This is a genomic window from Parabacteroides sp. An277 (assembly GCF_002159645.1).
In the GTDB taxonomy this organism is placed as follows: Bacteria; Bacteroidota; Bacteroidia; order Bacteroidales; family Tannerellaceae; genus Parabacteroides.
This window is the reverse complement of sequence record NZ_NFJB01000013.1, coordinates 37,647-51,649: the sequence shown is the minus strand read 5'-3', so window position 1 is coordinate 51,649 and position 14,003 is coordinate 37,647. Positions and strand designations below refer to the sequence as shown.

11 protein-coding genes are annotated in these 14,003 nt (G+C 46.9%); 3 read left to right on the top strand and 8 right to left on the bottom strand.

What is annotated here, in order from left to right:
- Position 1 precedes the first annotated feature (1 nt).
- From dnaN to B5F77_RS15565, 8 genes are all read right to left on the bottom strand, one after another.
- Positions 2–1,123, bottom strand: a complete 1,122-nt coding sequence (gene dnaN / locus B5F77_RS06895; protein ID WP_087329386.1) for a DNA polymerase III subunit beta — start codon at positions 1,121–1,123, stop codon at positions 2–4.
- A gap of 171 nt (positions 1,124–1,294) precedes the next feature.
- Entirely contained in the window at positions 1,295–1,447 is a 153-nt protein-coding gene (locus B5F77_RS06890; protein ID WP_087329319.1) for a DUF4295 domain-containing protein, read from the bottom strand.
- Positions 1,448–1,461: 14 nt separating this feature from the next.
- Entirely contained in the window at positions 1,462–1,650 is a 189-nt protein-coding gene (rpmG, locus tag B5F77_RS06885) for a 50S ribosomal protein L33 (protein ID WP_087329317.1), read from the bottom strand.
- 17 nt (positions 1,651–1,667) lie between these two features.
- Complete coding sequence (gene rpmB / locus B5F77_RS06880; protein WP_087329315.1) at positions 1,668–1,907, bottom strand: 50S ribosomal protein L28; 240 nt, start codon at positions 1,905–1,907, stop codon at positions 1,668–1,670.
- 297 nt (positions 1,908–2,204) lie between these two features.
- Positions 2,205–4,523 (bottom strand): family 20 glycosylhydrolase, encoded by a 2,319-nt coding sequence (locus tag B5F77_RS06875; RefSeq protein ID WP_087329313.1) that lies wholly within the window; start codon positions 4,521–4,523, stop codon positions 2,205–2,207.
- Positions 4,524–4,743: 220 nt separating this feature from the next.
- Positions 4,744–6,570, bottom strand: a complete 1,827-nt coding sequence (locus B5F77_RS06870) for a TonB-dependent receptor (RefSeq protein WP_087329311.1) — start codon at positions 6,568–6,570, stop codon at positions 4,744–4,746.
- Between the two features lie 129 nt (positions 6,571–6,699).
- Positions 6,700–7,101 (bottom strand): ribbon-helix-helix protein, CopG family, encoded by a 402-nt coding sequence (locus tag B5F77_RS06865; protein WP_087329309.1) that lies wholly within the window; start codon positions 7,099–7,101, stop codon positions 6,700–6,702.
- Between the two features lie 72 nt (positions 7,102–7,173).
- On the bottom strand, positions 7,174–7,392 hold the full coding sequence (locus B5F77_RS15565; RefSeq protein ID WP_140392834.1) for a hypothetical protein: 219 nt from the start codon (positions 7,390–7,392) through the stop codon (positions 7,174–7,176).
- 238 nt (positions 7,393–7,630) lie between these two features.
- Here B5F77_RS15565 and B5F77_RS06855 point away from each other — a divergent pair, with 238 nt between their 5' ends.
- The 3 genes from B5F77_RS06855 (at position 7,631) to secA (ending at position 13,949) form a co-directional block, all read left to right on the top strand.
- Positions 7,631–8,812 (top strand): DUF4105 domain-containing protein, encoded by a 1,182-nt coding sequence (locus B5F77_RS06855; RefSeq protein WP_087329305.1) that lies wholly within the window; start codon positions 7,631–7,633, stop codon positions 8,810–8,812.
- A 34-nt stretch (positions 8,813–8,846) separates the two neighbouring features.
- Positions 8,847–10,478 carry an alkaline phosphatase family protein gene (locus B5F77_RS06850; protein ID WP_087329303.1) on the top strand — a complete coding sequence of 544 codons (1,632 nt, stop codon included), beginning with the start codon at positions 8,847–8,849 and terminating at the stop codon, positions 10,476–10,478.
- Positions 10,479–10,580: 102 nt separating this feature from the next.
- Entirely contained in the window at positions 10,581–13,949 is a 3,369-nt protein-coding gene (gene secA / locus B5F77_RS06845; protein WP_087329301.1) for a preprotein translocase subunit SecA, read from the top strand.
- Positions 13,950–14,003 lie beyond the last annotated feature (54 nt).

The window sequence follows — 14,003 nt, the reverse complement described above, 5'->3', positions numbered from 1 at the left end:
TTTAATCGTTCAACATCATAGGCATCAACAAGGTCAACAAGTCTTCGTTTTCCTCGTTTTCCGCCGGGATTATCACGCCCGCACGGGATGGATCCGCCAATTCGAACACAATTTCCTCTGAACCAATATTGCTTAATATTTCAATCAAGTAAGTCGCATTAAAACCAATACTGAATTCCGGCCCGTTGAACTGGCATGGGATACGTTCTTCCGCAGAAATAGAAAAATCGATATCCTGTGCGAAGATAGTCACCGACTCCGGATGCAATTGCAACTTAATCAAACTACTGGCTTGCGAAAAGACGGATACGCGCTTCAATGCTGTGAGGAATGAAAGACGGTCGATTGTCACTTTATAAGGATTCTCTTGCGGAATCACGCTATTGTAGTTCGGGTAACGTCCTTCGATTAAGCGGCAGACCATTTCAAAATTCTCGCAAACCAAATGCGCATTGTTTTCGTCGAAACGAATGGTCACCATGCCTTCATCTTTAGCCAATATGGTCTTGAGCAAAGTCGCCGGTTTCTTAGGCAATATAAAAGAAGCCCGTTCGGGTGATTTTATTGACAAATTACGCAAACGCACCAGCTTCCGCCCGTCGGATGCCACAAAGGTCAGATTATCCGGTTGGATGTCAAAATAGACACCATTCATGACCGGACGAAGCTCATCGTCGGCCGTAGCAAACAACGAACGGTTAATACCATTCAATAACGTCTTACTTTCCATCGAAATGGATACCGCCTGCTCGCTCAACGGTTTCTGTTGCGGATAGGTATCGCCTTTTGCTCCGATAAAGTTATATTTGCCATTTTGGAAATAGATGAATGTCTCCAAATTATCATCGTTGATATCGAATGTCAAAGGCTGCTCAGGCAACTCCTTCAAAGGGTCTAAGATATTCTTGGCAGATAAGGCAAACATGCCTCCCCCCTGAGCATTCATCACGTTTACAGTCGTAACCAAGCGCGTCTCCGCATCAGCCGCCGTAATCGTTAAAACATCTCCTTCCAACTCGAACAAGAAATTATCCAAAATAGGTAATGAATTCTTTGAAGCAATCACCTTGCTCACCGATTGCAAGCGAGATGACAACGCCGTACACGAAACGACAAATTTCATAATAATGTTATTTATTTTATAGTTTACATTCAAACACTAATGCTATGCGGAAGCAAACCTCATCTGCTTTCCGTCTTGCCGGACAAAGTTAAGGATTTATTCGATACAAAATACAAAAAAAGCCCTTTCCTTTTTTCAGAAAAGAGCCTTCTTTATGATATGCACAACAACTTATTTCGTAAAGTAGTCTTTTACAGCTTCATTAGGAATCATTTCCTCTTGGAAGATGTAAGCACCCGTCTTCGGAGACTTTACCATCTTGATTACTTTCGAGAAAGTACGTCCATCACCTTTCTTAAATGTTGCAACTGCTTTCTTTGCCATTGTTTAATCTCCTCTTATTTAATTTCTTTGTGTAAAGTCATTCGTTTCAGAATTGGATTATATTTCATCAATTCCAAACGCTGCGTTGTATTCTTTCTATTCTTGGTAGTGATATAACGAGAAGTACCCGGCATACCGCTATCTTTGTGTTCAGTACATTCCAAAATCACTTGTACTCTGTTTCCTTTCGCTTTCTTTGCCATTGTTTAAATCCTCCTCATTATGCGTTTAAATACCCTTTTTCTGCGGCTTTCTTGATGGCTGCATCCAAGCCCAATTTGTTAATCGTACGCAAACCTGCAGCAGAAATTCGTAAGCTAATCCAGCAATCTTCTTCTACCCAATAGAACTTCTTTGTAAACAGATTGACATCAAATTTGCGTTTCGTTCTTCTCTTCGAATGCGAAACGTTGTTGCCAACCATCGCTTTTTTTCCGGTAATTTGACAAATCTTAGACATCTCTATCTTCTTTTTATTACATGTAATGATTCTTATTAACTCATTGCATATGCTTTTTCCTGAACTAGCATCACGAACAGAAAACAAGCCTACGCGTCGAAAGGGATGTTGCCATCCGCTTACGGGGTGCAAAGGTAGGAAATATTTTTATATTACCAACCTGTTGCACCAAAAAATCTATAAAAAAAGCACTTATCCTACCTTTTCAGACAGACCGTAGGAGTTCTTTTTCTGAATCCAGGCTATTTCGCTCGCGATTATGCCTATTTTCCTTTTCGATTCTGCCTATAATCGTTTTCATTCATAGGCATAAATGCCTTCGGTATAAGGCATGACTTTTCCGGAAGGGTCAAGGACTTCCAATTTCAACGTACCGCCATTATTGTCGAAATAACGGATTTCGATCGGATGGAGTCCTTTCGCCAAAGCACGCTGCCCGGAGAGTTCTTGCGGAGAGTGCGGGCCATCGTTGTCCACAACCACGGCATCGTCCACCTTCAGCACGCTTCCATCGTCCGAAAGCAAGACAAACGAATAGACACCATCCTGTGGCGCGTTAAAATAACCTTTAATAACCAACCCGATATCACCTTTCACGCCTTGCGGAATAGCCACATCGGCAATCTCGTAAGAGGCTTTTACCGGATAGGAGTCGATGTCTGTGCATTTATTCACCTTGCATTCATGCCAGAAAGCTCTTAAACCGGTCTTTTCGGGCGAAGCTTCTACCGCCGGAGCATACGTTTGCTTCAGGTAAGAGGTATGGAACAAATCCCCGGCTTTACCATTCGGACGGAAAGAGCGGAAGATGAAATCGGTCGATTCCGTAATCTTTATCGGACCAGTATAGAGAGGCGATTCGAGCGAAGGTATGCTTCCGTCGGTCGTATAATGGATTTCCACACTGGGGTCGGGCGAAACTATCTCGACATCCGTTTCGCCTACAAAAGCATTTACCTTATGGAAACCGGTCAAATCCGGCATCCGATAGTTTACATTCATGAGGCTCAAACGGGGGAATTGCCCAATCATGCGCTGTTCGAACTCTTCCCAATAACCCTGTGCCGGGTCGCTCCATCCCAATTCCGCAATGGCCAACGCCCTTGGGAAAACCATGTATTGCATCCGTTCGCGGGAAGGAATCCACTCGCACCACGTATTGCCTTGCACACCTAATACCAACGCACGCTGGGCATCGCTGAGCGAATCCGGAGCCAAGGTATATTCATATATATTACGTACGGAGTATTTATCCTGTTGGTAATCGAGATAAAAATAGGCATTGGGGCAACAGATGACGGGATTACCCTGTGCCGTGGCCGTAGGTACCGCCTCCGGATTCCAATTCCGCCACCACATGACTGTAGCCGTCTCCGACAATCCTCCTTCGATAATCTCATCCCAACCTATCAGCTCCTTGCCGTTCGCCCGGAAGTAGTCTTCCATCTGATGGACGAACCAGGCCTGCAATTCCTCTTCCGTCTTCAATCCCTTGTCGCGCATCCGTTTCTGGCAATCGGGGCATTTCTTCCAATTGGTCTTCTCTACCTCATCGGCTCCCAAATGCACATATTTATAGGGGAAAAGCGGGAAGATTTCGGCATATACGTTCCGACAAAACTCCAAGGCACTCTCTTTTCCCGGGCAAACGGGCGAAGAGAACATCGAACCCCAGCCGGTCTCGCGGAAACAAGAAACGCCCTCGTAATTGCTTACCGCCGCCAACATGTGTCCCGGCATGTCTACTTCCGGTACCACATCAATGCCGCGCACGGCCGCATACTTCACCACCTCCCGAATATCCTCTTGCGTATAGAAGCCACCGTAGAGCGTATCGCCCTGTACAATCTTCAGCTTCTCCTCCGGAATCTCGAAGTCGGGATTATGCTCCGCCTTGGCCCGGCGCATGCACTCGCGGTCGTGCGCATTAAACGTACGCCAGGCGCCTTTCTCGGTCAATAAAGGATATCGTTTGATTTCGATACGCCATCCCTGGTCGTCCGTCAGATGCCAATGGAACTTGTTCAGCTTGTAGAGTGCCATCAAATCCAACAGCTCTTTGACCTCCTCTTTCGTATAGAAATGGCGGGAGACATCGAGCATCAAACCGCGCCAACCGAAACGGGGTTCGTCTGTAATCGACACGACAGGCATCGTCCATGTTCCTCCTTCCAACGCACGCTCCGATTCTATCTCGGCTGGAAACAACTGCCGAATCGTTTCGATTCCGGCTACCACACCGGCATAGTTCGAAGAAGAGACGCTCACTTTGCTTTTCCCGACTTGCAGTGCATAGCTACCCTCTTTCACAGGAGCTCCGGCAGACAACGAGAGTTGTATCGCCGCCCCTTCTCCCTCCTGCAAAACAAATTGGTATCCGGTCGGTCGGCTCAGCATCACCGCCAAATATTCCGCTGCCGGACGAAGCGAGGCATCTGAATAGCCTATCGTCATCCCGTCTTTCAACGTGAACACACCATTCGATACCTGCATTGATTTCGGTTCGGGGATGATGTTAATCTCCGCTACCTGTCCCTGTTGTGCCGTATTTGTGCATCCGCTTGCTGCAAGCAATGCCCCGGACACGGCACACATCCACACGAGTTTCTTATACATTATTTATTATACGTTTTTTGTTATTTGGCACAAATGTACAATAAATAACGGACTTTCCCCTCTTTTTTCATGCCTTAATCACTTCCTTTTATTCAGACACCCTGAGCAGAGCTGCTCTAAAGCGTCGAGCAGGGCTGCACGAGAGTGTCGAGCAGAGCTGCACGAAAGCCTCGTGCAGGACTGTGCGAAGGTCTCGCGCAGCTCTGTGCGAAGGCTTCGCTCAGAACGTCACGTCGATGCCGCCCATGAAGATGGCCTTGGGCATCGGGAAACCATCGTTTATCTGATAGCGGGTGGCGGTCAGGTTCTCGCCTTTCAGGAAGATGTCCAGCCCCTTCTCGCGCGAAGCCGGACCGAAATGATAAGCGGCACGGGCATTGAGGACGGTGTAATCCTCCTGTTTCGTGCAGGCTTCGTCCGTATACAACCCGAAGACAGACTGGAGGCCGAGGTTAAAGGTAAAACGCCCTGGCGCATAGGTGGCTCCGGCGTAAAACTTATGCTCCGGCGCGCCGGCTATCGGGTCGCTTTGGTGCAGGTAGCTGTAGTTCGTATGGAAAGAGAGGTTCTTCAGTATCTGGTAGTTCACCTCTGCTTCTATTCCTTTATTGATAAACGAACCGGTATTGACGTTCAGCGGACGGCCATCAACCTGCGCTACGCGAATCATGTCCTTCCCATCGATAAAGAAAGCCGTGACTTCCGCATTCAATTGCCCGTCGAGGAAGGTCTGCCCCACAGATATTTCATAGTTCATCATGCGCTCTGGCTGCAAATCGGGGTTGGCGGGCATATACATATATAATTCGCGGATATTCGGGCTGCGGAACCCTTTCGAGAGGGAGGCTTTCCAGACATTCCCTTCGAAGGGACGGAACGTCAGTCCGGCTTGCGGCACCCATTCGCCCCCGAACATGCTGTTGTGCTCGTATCGGACACCTGCATTCACACCCAACTTCTCGAAGAAATCCTGCTGCATGATGACGTAGGCAGCCGTCTCGCTCACCGACTTGTCGATGGTCTCTGTCCGCGTCCCGTCGTTATTGTCGTTCCACGCATGTCCACCCCAATTTTTATAGTCGATGCCCACCGTAAAGTGATTGCCCGTAAAGAGGCGGAACGATTCATAGAGCTGCACGCCGACGTTGTGGTCGGTCGAGCGGAAGAGGTATGTCTGGGGCTGCTCTCCGGCATGATAGCCATCGTTAATGCGGTGGTTTCCCCAATTATAAAAGACGCGGAGCGCACCGCTTGCCTTCTCGTAATGGTTCTCTACGCCCAAAGAGCTGGTGCCGCGGAAGATATCCATCTTATTATCAAATATGGGATTAGAGACTTCGCCTGGGTTTTGGAATTTATACTTGGCCAGGCTGATGTCTCCCGTCATCTTATATCGGTCGTTGAAACGATACCCCAAGTTGGCAAACCCGTTCGTTATCCAGAAGTCGGAGTTGGGGCGATGCCCGTCCGTACGGTCGTGGTTAATGGAAACAAAGCTACTGAAATTCCCGATGTTATACCCATTGTTCACCATATACTTTTGCGTATTGTAGGAACCATACATGAGGCGGGCTTGCGTCTTCCGCCCTTGCGCGTGGTGCCTTCTTGTAATGATATTGATGACACCGCCCATCGCATTCGAACCATATAGCAACGAACCCGGACCGCGAATCACTTCGACCTTCTCCACATCAGACGCCACGTAGGTATCTGGCAAAGAATGGCCAAACAATCCCGCCCATTGCGGTTGCCCGTCGAAGAGGACCAACACCTTGTTTCCTCCACCCACACCACGGATATTAATCGTACCTGCCGCACCAGTCGAAACGCCAAAACCCGTGATACCCTTTTCCGTCACAAACAAACCCGGCACCTGCTCGGAAAGCACCGGTAAAAGCGCAGATTCGCTGCTGCTCTCTATCCGCTCGCGGTCTACAATCGAGATAGTGAGCGGGACACTGCTCCGGTTCACTTCGATGCGGTTGGCCGAAACCACCACACTATTCAGGTGAATCAAACTATCTACTTCCAAAGGCGTCTCTGCCATCGCCCAAGAGACCGCTCCTAAAGCGCATCCCAAAATTACATGTCTTCTTTTCATACGTTTACTTTTATAATAGGATGTCGTGCTACTTATTTCCTGATTCGTGCTACCCGTCGGGCAAAAAAATAAGGCTCAATCGGCACGGCTCATCACCAGTTTACCATGTTTGATGCCTTTTATCGTAGTCAGCCTATCCGACAATTCGGTCAGCCGATGCGCTTCGCCCATCACGGTGGCAATATGCAAGCAAAAGTTCTTATTGATGAAATATTGCGAAGAAGAGAGCACCACGTCTTGGTATTCTTGCTCGATAAGCGACACCTTCGAGGTGATTTCCCGTTTCACTTGGTCGTACATGAGGATAATCGTCCCCGCCACGATGTGGTTGCATTGCCACTTCTGCTCCGCCACGTTCTTTTCAATCAAGAAGCGGATGGCCTGCGAGCGGTTAGGGAAACCATTCGCCTGCACATACTGGTCGAGCGCAGCCAACAGTTCATCTTCCAACGAAACACCAAATCGCTTCAGTCCCATCTTTCCTGTCCTTTCGTTTGCATTTGCGGCGCAAAGGTAAAAAGAATCCTTTAGATAGGATGCAAACGTTTATCAAAAAATGGACCATGAAAAATGATTTGGAAACAGCACAAAGCGACGTGTTTTTTCCGGACTTTCCAGAAAAGAAAGGAGAAAATGCACCTTTGCAACAAAAATTTCTGCCTTCCCAGCGCCGCTGGCAGGCTTGCAAAAAATTTTTCTGGCCTCCCAGCGCCGCTGGCGGGTTTGCAAAAAAATTTTACGACCTTCTTGACGTATCGTTTCCTTCATTCCTGCGAAATAGGCCGCACTGCGAAAGACCCTTCGAGGTCGCCCCGTGGGAGGGATTTGCCATCCGCAGGTGTAGCTTCGCGTCACGTAGCCGGTTACGCATAGTTGGGCGGTTTCCCCGTCCGGTTAGTGCTTCCAATGGAGATGAATAGGATATGCTGTTTTCTAAAACGAACTTTTATGCGGGCATTTTCCACATTATTCGTATCTTTGCGCCGGAAATAAAGACAGATAGCGCATGAAACGATTCCTATACATTATTATATATAGCCTGCTCGTGGGGTGGCAACCTATCGGCGCACAACTTTTGAGTCCGGAGGCGAAAGTGAGCATCCTGACGAGTGAGCCTTATGAGGGCGAGGTGTTCACGCTCTACGGACACGCGGCACTCCGCTTGAACGACCCGGCGCGGAATCTGGATTATGTCTTCAACTACGGCATCTTCAGTTTTGACAAACCGAACTTTGTATACCGTTTTGCCAAAGGGGAGACGGATTATATGCTGGGCATCATGAAATATGCAGATTACATCGCAGAATATCAGATGCGAGGCAGCCGCGTGACGGAACAGATACTGGACCTCGCGCCCGTCGAAGTGGAACGCATCTGGGGCGCGTTACTCAAGAACTACGAACCGGAGAACCGCGTCTACCGGTACAATTTCTTTTTCGACAATTGTGCCACGCGCCCGGCCCGGCTGGTAGAGACCCACGTGTTAGGCAAAGTAGACTACCGATGGGAACCTGCAGCCAAAACATTCCGCGAGATGATAAACCATTGCACACGACACCATGCGTGGCTGACGTTCGGGTGCGACCTGGTATTGGGAAGCCCGACCGACCGCATCGCGACGCCACACGAAATGATGTTCCTCCCCGACTACCTGCGGGAAGCCATGGCCTCGGCCGTTCTCATCGACCAAGAGGGAAATGAACGTCCGCTCGTAAAGGAAACACAGGTGACCGAAGCGCTTCCAGCCGAAGAAGCCCCCGCGGAATGGTTCACACCAACGGTTTGCGCCTACATCCTGCTGTGCGTTGTCTTGCTACTGACTTACCGCGAATGGCGAAGAGGCTGCCATTATTACAGTTTGGACGCGGTCCTGTTCCTGGTAGCTGGATTGGCGGGATGCGTAGTGTGGTTTATTGCGTTCCTATCCGAACATCCGGCAACGTGGCCCAACTGGAATATCATTTGGCTGCATCCGTTGCAACTGCTCGTCGTGCCATTTAGTTTAGTAAAAAAGGCCAGACGTATGGGATATTGGTATCATTTTATTAACTTTGCGGCCACAACGCTGATGTTGGCAGGAGGATGGTTCCTCCCTCAGCACATTAATCCAGCGTTTATTCCATTGATACTCACGCTTTGGGTACGTTCGGAATCAATAATAACAAATAAGAAATATAAAATGGCATGATATTTGTGAATGCCTCAAATAGAAATAACATTACATGGACAACAAAGTAAGGAAAGTATTAACCTCGCTGATTGCCATTTTGGTGGTCACTAATTTGGAAGCCCAGACACAGGTTCCCAAATTAGTCGTATATATTACGGTAGACCAATTGCGAGGCGATTATATCGAGTACTTCTACAATACATTCGGCGAACGGGGTTTCAAGCGATTGCTCAACGAAGGGAAAGTTTATCCTAACATCCGTTTCGATTTTCCAGAAGTGGACGAAGCCAGCGCATTTGCCACCCTTTTCACCGGTTCCAATCCCTGTTTCCATGGTATCTCTTCTAATCGCAAATATGACTTTGAGCACGAGCGAGAAATATCCATCTTGTACGACCCTGCATACTTAGGGAATTTTACACGAGATAATTACTCCCCCAAAGCCTTGTTCAGTTCGACCATTGGCGATGAACTGAAGATTGCCTCGAAGGGACGTAGCGATGTGTATGCCATTGCCCCGGATGCCGAGTCCGCCATTTTGTCCGCCGGACATGCAGCTAATGGTGCATTCTGGATAGATGATACCAACGGGAAATGGGCCACCACGACCTATTACAAAAGCGTCCCTTGGTACGTAGAACGATATAACAACGGAGTAGAATCCCTTTCTGCCCGTTTGGATAAGATGGAATGGACACCTTCGCTTTCCATCGACCGCTATAATGCCTTTCCTTATATTTTAGATGAGATTCCTTTCAAATACACCTTTAGCGAAAAAGAGCGGAAATGTTATCCCAAACTAAAGACAACGCCTTTCGTCAATAAGGAAGTAAACCGGTTGGCCATGCAATTCTTAGAATATGGTGGGTTTGGGACACGTGCCTGTCCGGACATGCTTTCGGTGACATATTACGCGGGGAATTACTTGGGTAATATGAATAAGGAATATACACATGAAATACAGGATACATATTACCAGCTGGATAAAGACATTGAGCAGCTTTTAGATGCCATAGACCGCAAAGTAGGACTTTCGAAAACATTGGTTGTTTTTACAGGTTCTGGTTACTATAAAAGCGAAGAAGAATATACGGCAGAGCTGGACGCGTATGTCACACAGGGCGAATTCCACCCGAAACGCTGTGTTGCCTTGTTGAATATGTATTTGATGGCACTCTACGGACAGCAAACCAATTGGGTGAAAGGGTACTATCACAATCAGATATACTTAAACCGCAAAGCCATCGAAGATGCTAAACTGGATTTGGGCGAGATTCAACGCAAGGCGGCTGCTTTCCTGAAAGAATTTAGCGGCGTACAACACGTTACGACCGATTATAGTCTCCTTTTCGGCGATTGGAACGAAGGTACTGCCAAGTTCCGGCAAGGGACGCATCATTTGGGACGCGGCGATTTGATTATTGAATTGCAACCAGGTTGGAAAATCAATCACGATAACCCGAAAGAGAAAGTCAAGGTCATTCGAAATAATGCAGTCTTGACTCCTTTGATATTTTTAGGAAATGGTATCAAACCAGAGCGCATCTATCGCGAAGTAAAAGCGACCGAAGTAGCTCCTACCGTAACTTATATTCTAAGAATCAGGCCACCCAATGCTTCCCAAAGTTCACCTCTCAAGGAATTGTCCACAAACAAAGGAGAATTGGCAATTCCTGCTAAATAAGCAATTATTTTTTATTACTGTAATTAGAAACAAATATAACTGTAAAATATCCAATTGTCCGTTATAAATAGAAGATGAGACAATTGTCAATTTAATAAAGATATGGGATTTAATGAATTTTTGACGAAGCTGTTCGGAAATAAGTCGCAAAGAGACTTGAAGGAAATTACACCGTATGTAGAAAAGGTAAAGGCGGTTTATCCTTCTATCCTACCTTTGAGCAACGACGAGTTGCGTGCGAGAGTAGATGCAATCAAACAACGCATCCAAGATTATGTAGCCGATGAGCGCGCCAAGGTGACAGAACTGCGTGCTAGCATTGAAGACAAAGAACTGGAAGAACGTGAAGCTATTTGGGCGGAAGTAGACAAGATTGAAAAACAGATTACCGATAAAATGGAGGTAGTCTTGGATGAAGTACTTCCGGAAGTCTTTGCTATCGTAAAAGATACAGCCCGTCGTTTTGCTGAAAATACGGAAGTGGTAGTGACAGCTAACGATTTCGATCGAGACTTAGCAACTCGTTTTGACTTTGTCCGCATAGAAGGCGACAAGGCGATTTACCAGAATCATTGGAAAGCAGGAGGAAATGAAGTAACTTGGGATATGATACACTATGACGTACAGTTGTTTGGTGGCGTCGTATTGCACAAGGGAAAAATTGCCGAAATGGCAACGGGTGAAGGTAAAACCTTGGTAGCCACCTTGCCAGTATTCCTGAATGCATTGACCAGAAACGGTGTACACGTAGTGACCGTCAACGATTATTTGTCGAAACGCGACTCGGAGTGGATGGGTCCATTGTATATGTTCCATGGCCTCTCGGTTGATTGTATCGATAAACACAAACCTAATTCAGACGCGCGTCGTCGAGCTTATATGGCAGATATTACGTTTGGTACGAACAACGAGTTCGGTTTCGATTACCTGCGTGATAACATGGCCACCAGTCCGAAAGACTTGGTTCAACGCCAACACAACTACGCGATTGTCGATGAGGTCGACTCGGTGTTGATTGACGATGCCCGTACGCCATTGATTATTTCTGGTCCGGTTCCACAAGGCGATGATCAATTATTTGAAATATTCCGTCCTGACGTAGAAGTAGTCGTAAATGCACAAAAAGAGCTTTGCCAAAAATTACTGATTGAAGCCAAGAAGAAAATGGCAAGCAACGATGAAAAAGTCGTAGAAGAAGGTACCGTGCAATTGTACCGTGCATACAAAGGATTCCCGCGTAGTAAAGCCTTGATTAAGTTCTTGAGTGAACCGGGTGTAAAGGCACAAATGCTGAAGACGGAAGAATATTTCATGTCGGAAAACATGCGTCACATGCATGAAGCGACAGATGAACTTTATCTGGTTATCGACGAAAAGAATAACAGCGTGGAATTGACAGATAAAGGCATCGACCTCTTGAGCCGTAACCGCGAAGACAATCAATTCTTCATTCTTCCTGATATTGCTACCGAACTTTCCCAACTAGAACACATGGAAGGTACAGAAGAGGAAAAGCAAGCCAAAAAGGATGAACTGCTCACGAACTATTCAATCAAGAGCGAACGTGTACACACTATCAATCAGTTGTTGAAAGCCTACACGTTGTTTGAAAAAGACGATGAATACGTGGTTATCGACAATAAAGTGATGATTGTCGACGAGCAAACAGGACGTATCATGGATGGACGCCGTTATTCTGATGGCTTACACCAAGCGATTGAAGCTAAGGAGCGCGTAAAGGTAGAAGCTGCGACACAGACATTCGCCACTATTACGTTGCAGAACTACTTCCGTATGTATCATAAATTGGCAGGTATGACGGGTACAGCCGAGACTGAAGCCGGCGAGTTCTGGGATATCTATAAGTTGGATGTAGTGGTAATCCCGACTAATCGTCCGATTGCCCGTATCGATATGAACGACCGCATCTATAAGACCAAACGAGAGAAATACAATGCCGTGATTGAAGAAATCGTGAAACTGACAGAAGCAGGCCGACCCGTATTGGTGGGTACAACGTCTGTCGAGATTTCCGAATTGTTGAGCCGTATGTTGACATTGCGCAAGATCAAACACAATGTCTTAAATGCGAAGTTACACCAGAAGGAAGCCGAAATCGTGGCATTGGCAGGACAAAGCAGTACTGTAACCATTGCGACGAACATGGCCGGTCGTGGTACCGATATTAAACTTTCGCCGGAAGTAAAAGCAGCGGGTGGTTTGGCCATCATCGGTACAGAACGCCACGAGAGTCGTCGCGTAGACCGTCAGTTACGTGGTCGTGCTGGTCGTCAAGGAGACCCAGGTTCTTCTGTATTCTTTGTTTCGTTGGAAGATAGCTTGATGCGTTTGTTCGCTTCCGAGAAGATTGCTAATCTGATGGATAGATTAGGCTTCAAAGAGGGTGAAGTATTGGAACATCCGATGTTGAGCAAATCCGTAGAGCGTGCTCAAAAGAAAGTAGAAGAAAATAACTTCGGCATTCGTAAACGGTTGTTGGAATATGATGACGTGATGAATTCGCAACGTAACGTTGTATACACGCGTCGCCGCCATGCGTTGATGGGTGAACGTATCGGCCTGGATGTCTTGAATACAATCTATGATACCTCAATAGCTGTTGCCGAGCAATTTGCCGATACAATGGATTTTGAAGGTTTCAAATTGGAAATGTTCCGTACTTTTGCCATGGAATCGCCCTTCACCGAAGAAGAATTCAAGAACATGAAGGCTGATGATTTAGGTAATAAGCTGTTTGATGCTGCATTAGCTGCTTATAAACAACGTATGGAACGTATGATACAAGTGGCACAGCCTGTCATTAAGCAAGTCTATGAGCAACAAGGTGCCATGTATGAGAATATTTTGATTCCGGTAACCGACGGTCAACGTATGTATAACGTTGCTTGTAACTTGAAAGAGACTTATGATTCGCAATGCAAACTGGTTGTTAAATCATTCCAAAAGCAAACCGTATTACATACGATTGATGAAGCATGGAAAGAACATCTGCGCGAAATGGACGAACTTCGCCATTCCGTTCAGAACGCCAGCTACGAGCATAAAGACCCGTTGTTGATTTACAAACTGGAATCTTATAATCTCTTTAAGAGCATGGTGGATTCGATGAACCGCAAGACGGTTGCTATTTTAATGCGCGGACAAATTCCGGTACGCGAAATGAGCGCGGAAGAACGTCAGCAGTTGGCACAACGTCGGGCTGCTATGCAAGCTGCAGCAATCCAAATGGCGGCTGAAGCGCGTCGGGTACAAATCGAAAAAGCAGAAGAGCAGGAACAACATGAGGATATGAGCCAATACCACGCTGAGAAACCGGATATCAACGGAGCGTCGGAAGAGACAGTCACTCCTCACGAACCTGTTCGTGCGGAAAAACGAGTAGGACGAAACGATCCTTGTCCTTGCGGAAGCGGCAAAAAATATAAGAACTGCCATGGGCAAGGTTTGTAATGTTATTTTTAACTAACACGATTGGAACGCAGATGAGCTCTTTGCAGTTTATCT

Bases quoted from the DNA above. Each gene is read 5' to 3' on its own strand.
- B5F77_RS06875 (WP_087329313.1), bottom strand. From the start codon at position 4,523: ATGTATAAGAAACTCGTGTGGATGTGTGCCGTGTCCGGGGCATTGCTT.
- B5F77_RS06855 (WP_087329305.1), top strand. From the start codon at position 7,631: ATGAAACGATTCCTATACATTATTATATATAGCCTGCTCGTGGGGTGG.
- B5F77_RS06850 (WP_087329303.1), top strand. From the start codon at position 8,847: ATGGACAACAAAGTAAGGAAAGTATTAACCTCGCTGATTGCCATTTTG.
- B5F77_RS15565 (WP_140392834.1), bottom strand. From the start codon at position 7,392: ATGAAGGAAACGATACGTCAAGAAGGTCGTAAAATTTTTTTGCAAACC.
- B5F77_RS06865 (WP_087329309.1), bottom strand. From the start codon at position 7,101: ATGGGACTGAAGCGATTTGGTGTTTCGTTGGAAGATGAACTGTTGGCT.
- rpmB (WP_087329315.1), bottom strand. From the start codon at position 1,907: ATGTCTAAGATTTGTCAAATTACCGGAAAAAAAGCGATGGTTGGCAAC.
- dnaN (WP_087329386.1), bottom strand. From the start codon at position 1,123: ATGAAATTTGTCGTTTCGTGTACGGCGTTGTCATCTCGCTTGCAATCG.
- rpmG (WP_087329317.1), bottom strand. From the start codon at position 1,650: ATGGCAAAGAAAGCGAAAGGAAACAGAGTACAAGTGATTTTGGAATGT.
- B5F77_RS06870 (WP_087329311.1), bottom strand. From the start codon at position 6,570: ATGGCAGAGACGCCTTTGGAAGTAGATAGTTTGATTCACCTGAATAGT.
- secA (WP_087329301.1), top strand. From the start codon at position 10,581: ATGGGATTTAATGAATTTTTGACGAAGCTGTTCGGAAATAAGTCGCAA.
- B5F77_RS06890 (WP_087329319.1), bottom strand. From the start codon at position 1,447: ATGGCAAAGAAAGCAGTTGCAACATTTAAGAAAGGTGATGGACGTACT.